Raw genomic sequence first — 18,211 nt, forward strand, 5'->3', positions numbered from 1 at the left:
CTTCACTCCTCTATGCTGTCATGCCAATGCAGAATGGTCGTCAGGCCGCCTGCCGCGGAGGCTTCGAACCGCAAGCCGGACCGGTCGCCGAACTGATAGCGAAGCCGCTGATGCACGTTCCACAAGCCGCAGCCGATCTCGTCCGTGAGCGGCAGGTTGATCTTGCGGGACAAAGCGCCGCGCGCTTCCTCCGTCATTCCCGGCCCGTCGTCTTCGACGACAATCGTGTGCTCCCCGTTCGCCGAGCTGCCACGGATCACGATCGAACCCGCCTCCGCGCGCGGCTCGATGCCGTGTACGATCGCGTTCTCGACGACCGGCTGGATGAGCAGGCGCGGGATCTGCTTGTCCAGCAGCGCATCCGGCAGCTCGATCGATACGCGCAGCCGCTTCATCTGCAGCCCTTGGATGCGCAAGTAGTTGTCGACCAGCGCCATCTCTTCCCGCACGGCGACGAGCTGATGCTCGTTGCGCGTCGTATAGCGGTAATATTTGCTGAGGCTGACGGACATGGCGATGATCGCTTCCTTCTCCTCCAGCACGGCCATGCTCTTCATAAAGGCCAGGCAGTTGTACAGAAAATGCGAATTGATCTGCGATTGCAGCTGTTTGAGCGTCGCTTCGCGCGAGCGGAGCTGCTCGGCGTAAACTTTTCCTACGAGCAGGTCGATCTCCTCGGCCATGTCGTTGAATTTGTGGAACAGGAAGGTGAACTCATTGTCCTTCTTAACCGGTATGCGCGCGGCATAATTGCCCTTCTTCAACTGCTGCACGCCGCGGATGAGCGCCTTGATCGGTCTGCGGATGTTCTGGTACAGCACGTAGGAGATGAGCAGGCTCACGACAAGCAGGACGGAAGCGAACAATATAAAGTAGCGCCGCGACTCGGTAATCGGGGTCAAAATATCCTGCACCGGCACATAATCGACCAGGTACCAGCCGAGCTCCTCCGACTGCATGTAGTTGACGAAATAGCCGACATGATCGATCTCGATCGTATCGTAGCCCCGGCTCTCAATCGTCCGGCCGCCCAGCTCGGCCTTCAGCCGATCGGCTATGGATGCCGAGCCGACAGGCACGATCGACGTCATCCTCGCGGGATCGAGCAGGAACGTCCCGCCCCCGCTCTGCGCTCGGTCGTTGTTATCGAGCAGCTTGACGATATTGTCCGCCGTGAAGCCGACCTCGACGATCAGCCGGGCGTTCTCCGCAAGCCCCTGCTCGCTGATCGGATCGAAGGCGTACAGGACGAACCGGTCCCGCGCCGCGTCGTACCGCCAATCCGGCACGGCCCGCTGCGCGATGTCTCCCGCATCGTAGTAGACGAGAGACGACTGACCGACCGCCTTGCCGATCTTCGGCGCGTAGATGACGACCGAGTTGGTAAACGCATTCGCAACGCTTTGCAGCATTAACTTCTGACTGATCGTCTGCACCGTTTTCAGCGCGTTGTAGTTCATGTCGTTCTCGTACAGCTCCATGTCCCGGAATTCCCTCACGGTCGGGTCGCGCAGCAGCATGTTGGCCATCATCGACAGCTGATTGACGTTGTTGTCCAACTGCCTGTACAAGTAGGTCATCCGGTCCAACTGGGATTCGCGGATATGCCGCTCCAGTACGGAGACGCTCGTTCGGTTGGAGATCATATACATGGTCAGCAGCGGCACCAGCAAAATGAGAATCAAGATGTTTACTTTCGCGAAGCTGTTCATTTTGACCATGGAGGATCGCCTCATCCGCGCTTTTGCTTTCTATTATGGGTGGTGCCGGAAAAACGGACAAGAGAGACGGACGATCTCTTCCGCCTCCGCTTGCCCGCCCCGTTATTTTTTAAGCACGTTCTTCGTGTACCAGTCGTTCACTTCCTGCGTGATCTTGTCCCCGCCGCCGGACTTCCACTTCGCGACGAACGAATCGAACTCCTCCAGCGGGCTTGTGCCGAAAATGATCTTGACGATCGTCTCGTATTCCAGCTTGCCGAGGAAGTCGCCCTGCGTCTTCTGGGTATCGGTCGTCGGACCGACGAAGGCGTTGATCGTGTCGGCGTCCTGCTGCGTTTTCCACGCCTTCATCGACTCGATCTGGCCGTTGATGCAGAGCGGATTGTTCTTGCAGGAGTCGAAGCTCTCCTGTTCGCTCTCCGTCCGGCCCGGCTTGCCCTGCACCAGATAGTCGAGATAACCGTCGATCTGCTCCCACGGGTCGACGAAATAGTTGGGCATGAAGCCGTACTTCACGATCTGGAAGGAGCTTCCTTGCGCCGCGTAGCCTTGGTCGATCAAGCTTTTCCGCGTCACGTCCCAGATGCCGCTGTCTCGGCCGAACTCGTACATGGCCTGGGCGTACTTGAACACGGCGTCGGGATGCTCGTAATTTTTATTGATCAAAATCGTTGCCCCGATCAGCGGGAACGCGCGCCTGCCGGCCTGGCCGTCAGGACCGGTCGGCACCGGATAAACCTTGTACGTCGCGCCCTTGATGTTCTTCTCCAGGTCGGGCAGCGGGAAATAAGGGAACCAGTTCGGTCCGAAAACGACGCCCGCCTTGCCGGAGGTGAACAGCCCCGTCGCCGTAGCCCCGTCCTGTTGAGGCGCGTCCTTGGAAATGTAGCCCTTGGCCATCCAGTCGCGCAGCTCGGCGATCGCGTTTTTCATCTCGGGCTGCACCGGATCGTAAACGAGCGATTGTCCGTCAGCGGCCGGTCTCCAGTTGTTCGGAATGGCGCCGAACGCGCCGAACAGTGCGGTGGTGTCGGCAAAGATGTCGCCCGACAGGTTCTTCAGCTGCAGCGCCAGCCCGACCGTGTCCTTCTTACCGTTGCCGTCCGGGTCCTGGTTCGTGAAAGCGTCCAGCACCTTCTCCAGCTCGTCGATCGTCGTCGGCGCCTTGAGTCCAAGCTTGTCCAGCCAGTCCTGGCGGACGTACATAACCGGCGAGCCGTTCGGGCCGAAAGACGGAATCGGCAGCGCCATGATGCGGCCGTTGCGGGTGACGGAGTAGAACAGGTCCGGATTGGCATCGTACACGCGCTTGACGTCGTCGGTGGCGTACTGCGCGATCGCGTCCGTCAGATCCATGAACTTGCCCGAATCGATCAGCTGGTTGGTCAGATCGGTGTCGCCCATCGTGTTGATGACGTCGGGCAGCTTCTCCCCGGACGACAGCGACAGCAGCATTTTCGTCTTGAAGCCTTCGTTTTTCGTCGGCGCCGTCCATAGCACCTTGATGTCGAGCCCCAGATTCGCCTTCACCTTGTCGAACAAAATATTTTTTTCCGCGGTCTCGCCGTTGAAATACTGGATGTCGTCGGTGATCGGAATGACCGTATTGATCGAGATCGGCGGATCGTATTTGCCGTTCTGGAAAGGCGCGGTCTCCTTGGCAGGCGCGGATTCGCCTGCGCTTGCCGTAGCGGAGCTCGACGTCGATGCGGCCGGCGACGAGGCGCTGCCGGCGTTGTTGCCCGAATTGCCGGAGCACGCGGCCAGCAGCGATACCAGAAGCGCCGGCGCCAGCGTCGCCGCGATCCGTTTGTTGCGTACGTTCATGTGTGGACCTCCCGTGTATTTGATTTTGCAAACTCAGCATATCGGAAAAACTTCGGCGAAAATAGAAAACAAAATCAAGAAAAATAGCAATTCGTCAACATGAACGGGTGGCCGCCGCACAAAGTTGAGAGAGTGCTTTTTTTGTTGAGAGATTGGCGTATCAGGCTCGAAAAGTCTCTTTTACAATAAATTTATGCCGCTTGCAGACCGCCGCCCGCGCTTCGCCCGAACCGAAAATTCCGCCCGAAATTGAGCTGTTGCAATCTATCCGCGCAGGAGGAACGTCCATTGAATTTTATTAAATCCATTTTGGATTCCCGGCAGACGTGGCAGCTCCACGCGATGCTCGTGCCCGGAATCGTGCTCGCCGTCGTCTTTCTTTATTTGCCGATGCTCGGCCTGGTCATCGCCTTTCAAGATTTCAAGCCCTGGCTTGGATTCGTTCATTCGCCCTGGGTCGGGCTCGACCATTTCCGCCTGATGCTGTCCAGAGAGGACAGCGTGCAGGTCATCCGCAACACCTTCGCAATCGCCTGCCTCAAGATCGTGTTCGGCCTGCTCGTGCCGTTCGTGTTCGCGCTGCTGCTGAACGAGCTGCGCCATATGTTTTTTAAGCGGCTCGTGCAGACGCTCGTCTATTTGCCCCACTTCATGTCGTGGGTCATTCTGGGCGGCATTCTGATCAACCTGCTCGGCAACAGCGGTCCCGTCAACCAGCTGCTGTCCGCGTTATTCGGGATTGAACCGGTGCCGTTTCTAGCGGACGGCGACTGGTTCCGGTTTACGGTCGTCGTCAGCGACATCTGGAAGGAATTCGGCTTCGGCACAATCTTGTTCCTGGCCGCGCTGACGGCGGTCAATCCGTCCTTGTACGAAGCGGCAGAGATGGACGGCGCCGGACGCTGGCAGCAGACGCTGAACGTGACGATTCCCGCCGTGACCCCGATCGTGATCGTACTGGGCACGCTCTCGCTTGGCAGCATTTTGAACGCCGGCTTCGATCAGATTTTTAACCTGTATAACGCCCTCGTCTACGATAAAGGCGACATCATCGATACGTTCGCCTACCGGGTCGGCCTGCTTCAGACGCAGTTCAGCTTCGGCGCAGCCGTCGGCATGTTCAAGGCGTTGATCAGCTTCGTGCTCATCGTGGTCGCGTACCGGATGGCCTTCAAATTCGCCAACTACCGCATATTTTAAACCAAGAGGGGCCGAGCGACGATGTATTATAAATCCAGAAAATATCGCCTTTTCTATATTTGCAACTTCGCATTTCTGCTTGTCACCTCCATCGCCTGCGTGCTGCCGCTTATCCATATCCTTGCGGTCTCGTTCAGCGCCAAGGAGCCCGCCAACGCGCAGGCGGTCGGCCTGTGGCCGATCGGCTTCAATACGGATGCGTACAAGCAGACGTTCTCGAATCCGAACTTCCTGAAGTCGATCGTCGTCTCGATCGAGCGGGTGCTGCTGGGCACCGTGATCGGCATGGCCGTCACCGTCCTGACCGCCTACCCGCTGTCCAAGATGAACGCGCGGTTCCGCGGCCGGACGATGTACACCTGGTTTTTTGTTTTTACGATGCTGTTCAACGGCGGCCTCATCCCGACTTATATGGTCATTCAGAAATTGCATCTCATGAACTCCATCTGGGCGCTCGTGCTGCCCGGCGCGGTATCGGCGTGGAACATGGTGCTGCTGCTCAACTTTTTCAAGACGGTGCCCCGGGAGCTGGAGGAAGCGGCCCTCATCGACGGCGCCAACCATATCAAGACGCTTTGGTACATTTACCTGCCGGTCTCGATGCCCTCGCTGGCGACGCTCTCGCTCTTCACGATGGTAGCCCACTGGAACTCGTGGTTCGACGGCATGATCTACCTCACCAACGCGCAAAAATGGCCGCTCAGCACGCTGCTGCAGACGATCGTCGTCACCGAGGACTTCAGCAAGATCAATATGCGGCCGGAGGACGTCAAGCTCATCTCCAACGAAACCGTCAAAGCCTCGCAAATCTTCATCGGCGCGATCCCGATCCTGCTGGTCTATCCGTTCCTGCAAAAGTATTTCGTGAAAGGGATGGTGCTGGGGGCGGTGAAGGAGTAGGGAGAAGGGGCGTGAGGGCAAGTCGAGGCGCGTTAGTGCCCGAATGCGCTTATCTCGGGCGATGCACGGGGTGGATCGGGCGAGATAGTGACCAAATGCGCTTATCTCGGGCGATGCATGGGCAAGTCGGGGCGCGTTAGTGCCCAAATGCGCTTATCGCAGGCGATGCACGGGGTGGATCGGGCGAGATAGTGACCAAATGCGCTTATCGCAGGCGATGCACGGGGTGGATCGGGCGAGATAGTGCCCGAATGCGCTTATCTCGGGCGGTCAGGGAGGCTGGCCTCGCCTACATGCATGTGTGTCGATCTACGTGCACACTTTAGCCGTCTGGCCTCCCGAGCCCACCCCAAGTATCGATCTACGTGCAGACTTTGGCCATCCACCCCCGCTAACCAGCTTGTGTGTCGATCTACGTGCATACTTTGGGCGTCTAACCCCGCGTACCAGCTCAAGTGCCGATCTACGTGCATACTTTGGGCGTCTAACCCCGCGTACCAGCTCAAGTGTCGATCTACGTGCATACTTTGGGCGTCTAACCCCGCGAACCCGCTCAAGTGTCGATCTACGTGGATACTGTGAGGAGACTAGCCCTGTGAGCTCGACCAAGTATCGATCTACGTGCACACTTTGGGCGAGTAGTCCCGCGAACCAGCTCAAGTGTCGATCAACGTGCATACTTTAGGAGCCAAACCTCACGGGCCAGTCCAAGTATCGCTCTACGTGCATACTTTGGCAGTCAAACCTCACAAAACGCATTCAGCCCCCTGCTCCCGACCTGCGTCATCGACGCTGGCCAGAGGCAGGGGGCCTTTCACCTTAAGCTACTGCGTAATCGTGACCTGGCTCAGCTGCGGATTCCAGCTCAGCGACCCGCCGACTGGGTATTCGACCTTGACGTAGTTCGTGCCGGACGGGATTCGCTCGGGCGGCAGCCGATACGTCCGTTTTGTCCATAGGCCGCCATTGATGGGCGCGTCGGCGTAGTCGGCTCGAACGGGCAGCCAGACCTGGCCGTCCCGCGATGCGTAGAAGCTGAAGTCGCGAATCGTTTCCTGGTCGGTGGCGAACAGGCCGACGGCCTGCACCTCGTTCACGTGGCTGCGGTGGTATGTGACGTATTCGGCCGGACCGGCGCTCGCGGAGGTCCGCATCGCCCGGCTGGCATCGCCAAGCGCTGTGGCATTGGACGTATCGAACGCGAGTCCCGCGCTGTGGGTGGCCGCTTTGCTCCAGTTGTTCAGATGGTCGGTGTCCGCCGTCGGCGTATACCTCACCGATACGCGGCTGAGCTGCGGATTCCAGTTCAACGTGCCGCCCGTCGGAAATTCAATCTTGATATAGTTGGTGCCCGCGGGCAGCGAAGCCCAATTGTAGTCCCGCTTCGTCCACAGATTACCGTTGATCGGCGTGTCGGCCGTCGTATATCCGCTTTGCAGCGTCCACGTTCCCGCGGCCCCGCTAGGCGACGAATACACCTTGAAGTTGCTGATCGGCTCCGATGACGTATCGAACAATCCCGTCAGCGCCACGCCCTTGGCATTGTCGTACCGATAGACGACATACTCCGGCGTCGTCCCCGTTCCCGTCCGCGCCAGCCGCCTCGTATCTCCAAGCGCGGAGACGTTTAAGCTGTCGAAAAACAGGCCCGCGCTATGGCTATCCATTTTCGTATAATCGTTGACTTCGTCCGTCGCCGTGACGATGTTGGAGAGACTCGTGACGTTCGTAATCTCATACATGACGACGCCATGCCGGTTCAGCGCAGGCGACAGCGAGATGGCATTGCCTGCGACGGTGACGGCCGAGGTCGAAGAAGCGGTCAATGCCGCCAGCGTCTGATAGGCGCCGAGCCTGCTGTTCCAGTACGTTCTCGCGGCCGCATTCGTCAGCGTCGCCGAAGCCTCGACCGTCTGCGGCGACCATCCGCCGTAGTCGGCAGACGACAGCGTCGAGCCTTTGTCGCTCCACCACTGCGGCCAATAGTTCGCATGCGTGTCGTCCACGGTCCAGCTCCGCACGTTGACGGTACTGCCCGCGACGGGCGCGATCTGGTTGATGCCCAGCGTGAACGTCTCTCCGCTCGTTGCCGCCGGATTTGGATTATAGTTGTGCAAAAAGATGCGCAGCGTCTTGGTCGCGTCGTTGTAGCCGGCATACCCGTCAATGTAGTTGCCGGCGTTCGTCGCGCTGCCGCCGATGGAGAGACCAGCTCTCCGGTCGCCGGCCAGCTTGTGGGCAAGCGAGATGACGTTGGTCGAAATGGTGGGTACGCTCGCTCCTCCCCATACGCCGTTCGCATTCAGCGCCCATACCGAAAACCAGTCGATGCCGTTGTCGACGGTCTCTTTGATTTTTTTGGCCAAATATGCGCCTTGATACCCCGTTCCCGTCGACCGCGAATACAGATCCTTGCCGCCGTTGTCCGTCAGAAACCAACCTTCGTCCACGCCGACCTGCAGATTCGTCAAGCCTTGCGTTATGGCGCGGTCGCGCAAGCTTGCGATGACGGCCGGCAGCGTGTTCGCGGTGTAATTGCCGGGCGACTGATCGTAATAGGATGCGGTAATAAAATTGATCTGAGTACCGGTGCCTCCGGTCTTGTAGTTGGTACCGGTGGCACAGTGATCGATCAGGTCCCGGGGATCCCACAAGCCCGGCGTCACGGCCATCGCGTGCGCGCCGACGACCAGATTGCCGGCCCCGACCGCATCCTGTAACGCGGCGACCGTGTAGTCGTACAGCTTGAAGTACGCCGTGCGGGAAGCCGCCGCATTCGGCGAGCCGCTCCCGTCCCAGAACCAGTCGGAATTCTCGAACTCCGACAGCACGCCCCAGCGCCACGACTTCATCTCCTGCACGCCAAATTGCGAGACCAGCGAATTCGCCAGCGCCTTGATGTAGTTATAGTAGACCGTATAGTCGGCCGGCGGCCTCGTGTTGACGTTAAAGCCGCCGATATTCGGCGATGTCGAATACTTGAGCGGCACGTTGCCGGTGACGATGTAAGGCTTCAACCCCTTGTTCAGCACGTTCTGGATCGCCGCCTTCAAGTCGTCGAACTTGTAGTCGGTCATCGTCGCCGCATTGGCCGGATCGACGAACAGATCCCGATCGTTGCAGCTTGCGTACCCGGCGTAGCAGCCGCCCGTCGCGGAGAACAGACGCACGTATTGAACGAAAGGATAGTTGTCTGCAAAATAGCCGTTGGGCTGGCCGGACGCGGCGGAAGTCCAGTCGCTTTTGTAAAACCAGCTGTTCAGCGTATTAAAGGTGTCGAGCAGCGTATCGCCTTGCACCGACGGGTCCACCGTGATTTGGTAAGCTGCGTCCACAGTAGCAGGAAGCGAAACGGCGCCGACCGTGACGGAGGCGGCGACCAGGCAGCTGAACAAAGCGTTTATCCGAATTTTCATGACAGCGCTCCTCGTTTAAAAAGATGTTGGTGAAGATCGACTCATGGGGCAGGGTAACGAAGGTTGGACGGCGACTAGCTACATTAAAGGAAATAAGTTCCGCTATCGCTTCGCAAACCCGCTGGTCGGCCCGGCTTAGCGGAAAAGAGTTCCGCTATCGAGACCCTCTCCCCCTTGCCACACCGCATTAAAGGAAATCAGTTCCGCTATCGCTTCGCAAACTCGCTGGCCAGTCCGGCTTAGCGGAAACGAGTTCCGCTAAGCCCACACAGTCCGGGGGCGTTAAATCAGGGCCCGCCTTCCTTATTAATGAAGAAATAAAGATGCCGCGCTTGCGGGCACGGCATCTTCAGCAATCTTATTGCGGCAGGAACAGCAGTCTCTGAACGATCGCTGCGGATTCGGCGCGGGTCGCGGTCGCCTTCGGCTGGAAGCTGCCGTCGCTCATCCCGTCGACGACGCCCGCTTGCCGCATGGCGGCGATCGCTTGTACGGCGAAGGGCGAGATCGACGCCTGATCGGCAAACGAACCGGTCTGCGCAGCGGCGCCATCCGTTGATGCATGCGCCCCCGCCTTCAGCGCCGCCCGGTAGGCGAAGACCGCCATCTCCTCGCGCGTGATCGGCGTGGACGCATCGAACGTGCCGCCGCTGCGGCCCTGCACGATACCCAGCGTCTGTGCGCTGGCCGCCGCCGCGTAATACCAGGCGCCCTCCTTCACGTCGCTCAGCGTGCTCTCGGCGCTGCCGTCGATCAGGCCAAGCCCTTTCATCAGCATCTGCACGAATTCTGCGCGCGTGACCGTTCGATTCGGCTGGAAGCTGCCGTCGCCGGTGCCTTGCACGATCTCCTTCGCTGCCAGCGCGCGGATATAGGTCTCCGCCCAAGACGCCGCCTTTAGATCGGCGAAGCCGACGTCCGCGTAAGCAACGGCGAAGCGGCTGAAATGTCCCGGCCGGAACGTGATTTGCCCTGTCACCGGATCGAATCGGGCATTCGTCACGGCCTGCGGCTCCCCGTTTTCAGACAAGTGCCAGACGACCACCTGCTCGGGCCGAGCCCCTTGCGCCAGGCTGTAGTCCAGCGATACGGCAACCGCACCCGCAGGCTGCCAGGAGGTGACCGCGCTGCCGTTCGCAGTCAGCTCAAAATCATACACCGGACTGTCGCCAAGCTTTTCCTTCGTCCCTTCGGGCAGCGTCGAGGCGTTCACCCGCTTTAAAGTCAGTGTCAGCAGCCCCGAGGCCGACGGTTCGCCGAGCAAGCCCGGTGCCTTGTCGAGCGCCAAGGTTACGACGCCCGGTCCGGATTGAATTTTCAGTGTCTTGACGCCGCCGGAGCCGGACTCGCCCCGCAATGCCCGAATCGGAAGCTCGAGGCGAATCTGCGTAGGCGTGGATTCCCCGTCGACCTTCGCGTCGATGGTCAGCGTACCGGCATCCGCCTTGGCCGATTCGGCTGCTTGGCGAACGTCCGCTTCGGACAGCTTGAACACGGCTGCGCCTTTATCGTCCGCTCGCGTCACCGCCGTCAGCCTGCCGCCGCCGACCGTCACGGAGGTACCGCCTCCGTTAGACGACTGGCCGCCAGCTCCCGGATTTGGTGTCGGGTCGGGACTTGGGCTTGGACTTGGGCTTGGGCTTGGGCTCGGACTCGGGCACGGACTCGGACTCGGACTCGGGCTCGGGCTCGGATCGCCCCCACCCGGCTCCTCCGCCGACGCCGTCGTGCCTGAAGCCGCAGCCGACAGCCCGGATTCGCCGCCGGCACCCAGCGCGGACACCTTGTAGTAATAGGTCGTGCCCGCCGACAGACCGTTATCGGCATAGACCGCCTCCGCGACCGATACGGCGTTGATCCGCTCGAACGGACCGGCCAATTCAGCTGCACGGTATACGTTGTACCCGGTCGCCCCGGCGGATGCCGTCCAGCTCACGTTCAGCTCCGACGTTCCGTTCTGGCCGACCGTCACGCCCGTCGGCACCGGCGGCGCTCCGTATTCGGTCACCTGAATCTCGACCCGGCCGAGCTGCGGATTCCAGAACAAAGTGCCGTCTTCCGGATACGCGATTTTCAAATAAACGGTGCCTTGCGGCAACTCCCCAAGCGTATATTGGCGATTGGTCCACAACACGCTCGTAATCGGCGAATCGAGCACGGCGGCGTCTTCGTACGGCGTCCATGTCTCTCCGTCAGACGACGTAGAAAACGCAAAATCGTAAATTTGCTCCTGATTGGAAGCGAATAATCCGTTGATCACGGCCTTGGACATGCCCGCGAATTGGTAGACGACGAACTGCTCGGGCTCCTCCCGAGTCTGAGAACGCATGAGTCGGCTCGAATCGCCGAGCACGCCGCCGTTGCCTGTATCGAACTCCACGCCGTCGGTATGCGCGAATGCGACGCTCCAGTCGTCGAGCTCGTCTACATGCGTCACCGTTGCCGTACTGGCGGTCGTCGCGCTTACCGCTGCCGAAGGCGCAGATTCTCCCGTGCTGCCCACGGATGCAATTTTGTAATAATAAGTCGTTCCCGCATCAAGCCCGGTATCCTGATACACGGTCGCCGTAACAGGAGCTTCGTTGATCTTGGCATACGGACCGTCTGCGCCGTTAGCCCTGTACACCTGATAGCCGCCGGCGCCCGGCGACGTTGCCCAGCTCAGCCGAACGGCCGTCATACCGTCCGCGCTCGCGGTTACGTTAACCGGCGCCGGCGGCGCCGCTTGCACGGCCACCCGGCTAAGCTGCGGATTCCAGAAGTTGTTCCCGCCCAGCGGGAATTCGACTTTTAAAAAGCCGGTTCCCGCCGGCATGCCTGTCAGCGAATACGTCCGGCTCGTCCAGAGCAGGCTCGCAATCGGCGTGTCGTCATGCTCGAACGCCGTGTGCGCCGTCCAGTCGGCTCCGTCCTTCGACGTATAAAACTTGAAGTCGCGGATCGCTTCGTCGTTCGAGGCGAACAACCCGGTCACTTGAGCGCTCGCCATCTCGTCGAACCGGTAAACGACGTAATCGGCGTTGGCCGGGTCGGCGGTCGACCGCATGACTCTGCTGCCGTCGCCCAGCAGCGAGCCGTTGCCCGTATCGAATTGGAGCCCTTCGCTATGGCTGTCCGCGAGCGACCAATCGTCCAGCTCGTCGACATACGCGAGCCCGTTGTCGCAGGCGCATGCCGAGTAGACAAGCTCCACCTTGGACAGCTGCGGATTATAGAAAAAGGCCTGCTCCGGCGGGTATTCGATTTTCACATAGTTCGTCCCGGCCGGGACCGCGCTGAGCGCATACTCGCGCTTCGTCCATAACCCGTCGTTGATCGCCGAATCGCGGCTGCTCCAGCCGAGCTGCCGGCTCCATGTCGTACCGTCCGGCGACGTGTACAGCTTAAAGTCGCTGATACGCTCGCCGTTCGTGGCGAACAGCCCCGTCACCGTCATGCCGATCATGCCGGGATAATGATAGGTGACCGTCTCTCCGCCTTCCGGCCGGAAGGACGATCTGCTGCGCATCACCCGGCTGCTGTCCCCGAGCAGCGCGGCGTTGCCCGTGTCGAACACGAGACCCGGACTGTGCGTGTCGGTCTTGCTCCAATCGTTCAAATCGTCCGTGACGACGGTCGGCGAGGCTGTGCTGACGGCATTCTCGATCTCGTAGTACACGACCCCATGATGACCGAGCGTCGGATGCAGCGTGAGCGTACCGCCACTGACCGTGGCCGTCGTCGTCGTGGGCGTCAACGCGGCCAGATTTTTATAGACGCCTTCCCTGCTGTACCAGTAATCCTTGTCCGCCTGGCCGACGAGCGCATGCGGCACCTCGACGGAATATTTGGACCAGACATTGTAGGAAGCGTCGTTTAACCCCCGGGCGGCCTGATCCGCCCACCAGGTCGGCCAGAAGTTCGCATGCTCGTCGTCGACGATCCACTGCTTCACGGTGACGGTGCTGCCGGACAGCGGCGCGATGTTGCGAATCGTCACTGCAGGCGTCTCCCCGGAGGTCGCATTCATATCGGCGTTGTAATTGTAAAGCATGAGGCCGACCTTGTTGTCCGCGCCGTCATACCCGCCGATGCCCTCGACCTCGTTGCCCGCGCCTGCCGGAGTCCCGGACACTTGCGCGCCGATTCGCTTGTCGCCGACCATGCGGTAAGCCAGATTGGCAACATGGGCGCTGACGGAATCGACCCCGCCCCAGATGCCTTCCGTGTTCATTCCCCACATCGAAAAGGAATCCGCGTCCCAATCGTGCATCTGCTTGAACAGTCTGGCGTCCGCGGAAGCCTGGAAGCTGTGGCCCACGACGCGCGAATACAAATCCTTGCCGTCCGGCCCCTGCAGGATTCTCCCCTCGTCGATGCCGAACTTCAAATTCGTCAGCCCGTTCTCCTGCGCGCGAAGGCGGAGCATGTTGATCGTATCCGCGAGCGTCTTGGAGGACGGGGCCGGCACGCCCGGCCGTTGGTCGTAAAACGAGCCGCTGATAAAGTCGATCTGCGTCCCGATCGCGCCCGTCTTGGCGTTGACGCCTTTGGCGACGTGGTCGATGAACTCCAGCGGGCTCCAGATGCCCGGGGATACCGCCATCGCGTGCGCGCCGACCGTCAGGTTTTCCGGTCCGATCGCGTCCTGCAGCGCAGCCACCGTATAGTCGTACAGTTTACAATAGGCGCTGCGCGTTCCCGCAGGGTCGACCGCGCCGTCGGTGAACCAGTCGCGATTCTCGAACTCCGTCAGCACGCCCCAATCCCACGTTTTCACCTCATCGATGCCGAACTCTGCGACAAGCGCATCCGCGAGCGCTTTGATGTAGTCGTAATACACGTTGTAGTCGTCCGGAGGGCTGACGTTCACCCCAAATCCGCCGATCGCAGGATGGGCGCTGTACTTCATCGGCACGTTGCCGGTGACGATATACGGACGCAGCCCCTGCCGAACGACGTTGCCCGCCGCCTCGATCAGCGAGTCGAACTTGTAGTCCGTCAGGTTCGACCGGTCCGCGGGATCGACGAACAGATCGCGGTTCGTACTGCAGCCGGCATAGCCTTCGTAGCAGCCGCCTGTCGCCGTCATCAGCTGGACGCGGTCGATGAACGGATATCGCTCCGCGAAAAAGCCGGATGGCTGGCTCTCCGCCTCCTCCGTCCAGTGGTCGTTCAAATCCCACACCGTCAGATCGTAAAACTTGTTCGATATCGCCTGGCCCTGCGCGCCCAGGTCGAACGTGAGCTGCAGCCCTGCCGTCTCCGCGGACGACACGCCCGGCGCCGGTACCAAAGCCGAGCCGAGCGCCATCGCTACAGCGAGTACAGCGCTTACAAATTTTCGTTTCAACATCGCCGTGCTTCCTCTCCCCATGAAGTTTTTCCCCGCATGAATGCCGACAACGGGCGAATTTCCACCCAAGCATAACGAAATCGGGAGAACGGCGATAGAAAACAAAATCAATAAAAACAGCATTCCGTTAACTTCTTGGCAGGCAGGAAGGCAAAAAGGCAGCGTCGAATCAGCATCTGCTGGAGAAAGTGGAAAAGCCCTCCACGAATGGAGGGCGCTAACACGCTATATTCACCCAGATTCAACCCATCTTCTTCGAAGCCTTTCCCTTCCTGCCCCGCTGCTCCAGCACCTCGTCCAGATACGCCGTAAACTTCGATTCGCCGCTGTAAGAGAGAAACAGCCAATCGAGCGCCCGCGTCATTGCGCTGTAGAGCAGCGATACCTCCTTCTCCTCCGACTCCTCGAGCGGGAACGGCATGCTGTCGACGTTGACGACGAACACCGCTCGACATTCAAACGCCTTCGCCCCGGCGATGTCGGAGAGCTTGATCGCGTCGCGTGCACGATCGGACGGCTGCGGTCCATCCGTATTTTCCGCGATTCGGTCATATGGCATGCCGGCTTCGAACAGCGCCCTGCGGATCGCGTCGACATACGAGGTATGATAGTTGTCCTTCACGCGGTATAGTATCGCCATGTCGGTATAAGGGATTTTCTGCTCGTCATGCAAATAAGCGATCCGCTCCACGACCCGCTTCAGCTCATCGCCAAATCGATCGCATCGCGCAATGACCGGCTCCGGCCCCTTGCGGTGCGTGCTGTACGGAGGGATGAGGTCGACGCCGTCGACGGAACCGTTCTGAATCTTGTGCTGCAAGGCGGAGTGCCGTTGGTAAAAATCCCAGGCGAACTGCACGATCTGCGCCGTATTCCGGTAGTTCATCGAGAGAATGCGCGATCTGCCCCGGCGGCCTATGCCCTGCGACCGGTCTCCCGCCTGCGGATGGCGCTGCGTCTCCGGGGTCAACACGAGCCCCAGCAGCTGCAGCCACTCCGCCTCGAAGCTTTTCCCTTCGTCGACGAAAATCGCATCGTACGAGGGCAGGATCGCCTCATGCTGATCCAGCTTGTCGATCAGAACCGGGATATCCGCCTCCCGCCCGTTCAATACCGTCCTCAGCCATTCGTGAAAGCTGAACGCCGCGATGTTCGGCTCGACGACTGCGCCGGCCTTCTGCTCTTCGAGGCGGATCAGATCCAGCAGATCCTCCGGCTCGTTCAGCAACCGCGCGATGGTCTGCCGCAGCGTCTGTGCCCGCGCGCTATCGCGGCAGAGCACGAGAATTTTCCAGTCCGGGTACTGCTTGGCGAGCCTTCTGGCGCGGGCTGCGAGCAAGGCCGTTTTCCCGCCTCCGTCTCCCGCTCGAGCCATATTTTCCTCATACGTATCCGCGGTTTGAATATGCCGAAGCGAGAGAAGCAGCTGATCCTGGTCATCGGCCGGCTGCCTGAACTCAGCGCTGATTCGCGCCTCGGCGAACAAATGCTGCCGAAGCACCCGAATATCCGCCGTCGTCAGACAGTAGCGGCTTCCGCTCCATGCCGTGAACATCCCATGTATTTTATCGATGAGGACATCTGCCGAGAATCCTGTATCCTCGGGATCGATCTCGTCGCGACACAGTACGAACTCCGGCGCGATCGCCTCGTACAAGTCATAGCGAACGAAGTCCTCCTGCTTCAATCTCGTAAATACCGTCCCGCAGCCGCACGCGAACTTAAGCTGGCCTCGAAGCTTCCCTTCCGTCTGAATCAGATCGGGATCCTGCTTCAGCCGATTGGCTACGTGCCTGGCATTGTCTCTAGCCTCGTTGTACGGATTGCGCACCGTCTCCACGCGACCGACAGCCGTATGCAGTTGCCATCCGCGCTCATCCATTTGATAGAGCATGGACGGGGTATAGTCCCTGACTTCCAGCACGACCAGCCCCAGATCCGGGCCGACGATGACGAAGTCAAGCCGCTTCCCCTCAACTTCCGGCTCATAATACACCATATAATCGCTCGGCAAATATTCCTTCAAGGTGCGAAAAAGTAGACGTTCCCCCGCTGCCGCACTCGTCCGAATAACCTCCGGGACCATATAGGCCATCTCAGTCACACCTTTAACGGATTGATTGCATTTGACACTAGTATATATGATTTGCGGTACCTTACAGAAAATTATTCGAATTTAATCGTCTGTTCGTCGAAGTCAAATCGCCGACAAGGTGCGTTGACTACCGTCGCCCGTCCTGTCAGACGCTGCCCGGGAGTAGTTGCTAAAAGGCATCTATTTTCGCCGATTTTCCAAAATGAGACGCAATAAGTGTTAAAAGGCAATTAATTCGTTGGGTAGAGCCATTGTGCGAGTTGTATACGGTGGAATAACTGCCTTTTAACCACTATTCGGCCGAGCAACGGCTTGCAAAGAAAAATAACAGCCTTTTGACAGCTATTATGGATCTCGCGCAATCCGGCAGCCACACGGCAACCACTACATATGAATGATTTACCATCCGAGGAGGGTTTTAGCGAAGCTGTGCCGAAATGTGTATTCATCTTACCTTCAGGGGGTCATCGTTCATGGGTCTTTTCAGCGGATTGTTCAATAACTACTCGGAAGTATCGGTCCAGGAGCTGCAGGAGAAATACGGTGCTTATCTGACGCCGAACGAGACGATTCAGACCGGCTTCAAGCTGATCCGGGACGCCTTTGTGTTCACGGAGGAACGGCTGATTCTGATCGATCATCAAGGCGTAACCGGCAGCAAAACAAGAGTCGTATCGATTCATCTGGACGCGATCTACGAGGTGACGATGGAGACGTCGGGAACCGGATTCGACGACTGCGAAGTAACGATTCACTACATCACTTCCCCTTATCACAAGAGCAACAACATATCAGTCGCATCGTACAAGTTTGAATTCGGCAAAAAATTTAATGCGAAGCCGATCTACACGACCTTGATGTCCATCGCCCTTGCCAATAACAAACGGTTGAACGGGTAAACGACAGTGCAGACCTTAACACGGCTTGGCGTGACCGTTTTCGTCCTGGCAGCGATGCTGGCCGCTTCGGGCTGCGGGTTGAAGAATACGCTGGCTGGGTTGACCGGGGGAAAATGTTTCGGCGAAATCGAGTGGGTCGACTTTCTCATGCTGAACGATGTGACGTACACGGCCAATTCCGAAGGAACAAAGGAAGTCTCGCCAGCCAAGCAAGGAGAGAAGGTCGGCGAGGTCTCGTATATGCTAGACGATCATGCCTGTACAGACCATCAGTCAAAGAACGGCGATGCCGCCTACCTGCCGGTCGGCACGGCGATCTATGCGATCGATGAACGGCTACAAGCCGTCGTATCGGGTCATGGCGGGCGGCAAAGTGTATGAGGCCCATTCCAATCCGAATGCGAAGAAGCTCGGCGACCTGTGGGACATCGACGGGAAAATCGCCAAGGTCAGCCTAGAGAGCGGTATGGACGGCAGCCCGATCGGCGACTTCACGCCGGCAGCGTCGGCCGTCTTCGCCAGGGATCTGCCGCAGCTAAAGCTGGTCGGCTTCGATACGATCTACAAAGACAATAAGCCCGAATACGGCATTTTCCTGCGGGTGCATCTGCAGGACGGCACTTCCTTCCGGATGGTCTTCTATGAAAAGGCGAACGCCTTCACGGCCGGCGCCTATGGCACCGAAGCGATGAAATCGGTCATCGTCGGCGAGCGGACGCGGATTAAGAAGGCGGCCGGGTTGATGTAGCGACGACAAAAAACAGGACCGAGCTGAGGAACGCCTCAGTCTCGGCCCTGTTTCGTTTATATGGCAGCAG

At 59.2% G+C, this 18,211-nt stretch carries 10 protein-coding genes; 5 read left to right on the forward strand and 5 right to left on the reverse strand.

Translation table 11 applies throughout. The features are described from left to right. Positions 1-2: 2 nt before the first annotated feature. Positions 3-1,721, reverse strand: coding sequence for a sensor histidine kinase (locus KVT38_RS01435; protein ID WP_217591898.1), 1,719 nt, complete (start codon positions 1,719-1,721; stop codon positions 3-5). Between the two features lie 102 nt (positions 1,722-1,823). Then, on the reverse strand, positions 1,824-3,548 hold the full coding sequence (locus tag KVT38_RS01440; protein ID WP_217591899.1) for an extracellular solute-binding protein: 1,725 nt from the start codon (positions 3,546-3,548) through the stop codon (positions 1,824-1,826). Between the two features lie 342 nt (positions 3,549-3,890). Between KVT38_RS01440 and KVT38_RS01445 the strand changes: the two genes are divergently transcribed. Together KVT38_RS01445 and KVT38_RS01450 are read left to right on the forward strand one after the other, a co-directional pair. Continuing rightward, on the forward strand, positions 3,891-4,748 hold the full coding sequence (locus KVT38_RS01445) for an ABC transporter permease (protein ID WP_217591970.1): 858 nt from the start codon (positions 3,891-3,893) through the stop codon (positions 4,746-4,748). Positions 4,749-4,769: 21 nt separating this feature from the next. Then, positions 4,770-5,648, forward strand: coding sequence for a carbohydrate ABC transporter permease (locus tag KVT38_RS01450; RefSeq protein WP_217591900.1), 879 nt, complete (start codon positions 4,770-4,772; stop codon positions 5,646-5,648). A gap of 824 nt (positions 5,649-6,472) precedes the next feature. On the opposite strand, the gene KVT38_RS01455 is transcribed toward KVT38_RS01450, so the two are convergent. From KVT38_RS01455 to KVT38_RS01465, 3 genes are all read right to left on the reverse strand, one after another. Then, positions 6,473-9,064, reverse strand: a complete 2,592-nt coding sequence (locus KVT38_RS01455) for a GH39 family glycosyl hydrolase (protein ID WP_217591901.1) — start codon at positions 9,062-9,064, stop codon at positions 6,473-6,475. A gap of 358 nt (positions 9,065-9,422) precedes the next feature. Beyond that, entirely contained in the window at positions 9,423-14,399 is a 4,977-nt protein-coding gene (locus KVT38_RS01460) for an S-layer homology domain-containing protein (RefSeq protein WP_217591902.1), read from the reverse strand. 241 nt (positions 14,400-14,640) lie between these two features. Then, entirely contained in the window at positions 14,641-16,494 is a 1,854-nt protein-coding gene (locus tag KVT38_RS01465; protein WP_217591903.1) for a 3'-5' exonuclease, read from the reverse strand. A 473-nt stretch (positions 16,495-16,967) separates the two neighbouring features. Here KVT38_RS01465 and KVT38_RS01470 point away from each other — a divergent pair, with 473 nt between their 5' ends. From KVT38_RS01470 to KVT38_RS34605, 3 genes are read left to right on the forward strand one after another with little or no spacing between them, the layout of a single operon-like run. Continuing rightward, on the forward strand, positions 16,968-17,393 hold the full coding sequence (locus KVT38_RS01470) for a PH domain-containing protein (RefSeq protein WP_217591904.1): 426 nt from the start codon (positions 16,968-16,970) through the stop codon (positions 17,391-17,393). A gap of 6 nt (positions 17,394-17,399) precedes the next feature. Then, the gene (locus KVT38_RS34600) at positions 17,400-17,774 is read left to right on the forward strand and encodes a hypothetical protein (protein WP_254638887.1); all 375 of its coding nucleotides are present in this window, start codon (positions 17,400-17,402) and stop codon (positions 17,772-17,774) included. Next, complete coding sequence (locus KVT38_RS34605; protein ID WP_254638888.1) at positions 17,722-18,141, forward strand: hypothetical protein; 420 nt, start codon at positions 17,722-17,724, stop codon at positions 18,139-18,141. The genes KVT38_RS34600 and KVT38_RS34605 overlap by 53 nt, the downstream gene beginning before the upstream one ends. The last annotated feature ends 70 nt before the right edge of the window (positions 18,142-18,211 follow it).

This window comes from Cohnella sp. GbtcB17 (assembly GCF_019091135.1).
Lineage (GTDB): Bacteria > Bacillota > Bacilli > Paenibacillales > Paenibacillaceae > Cohnella.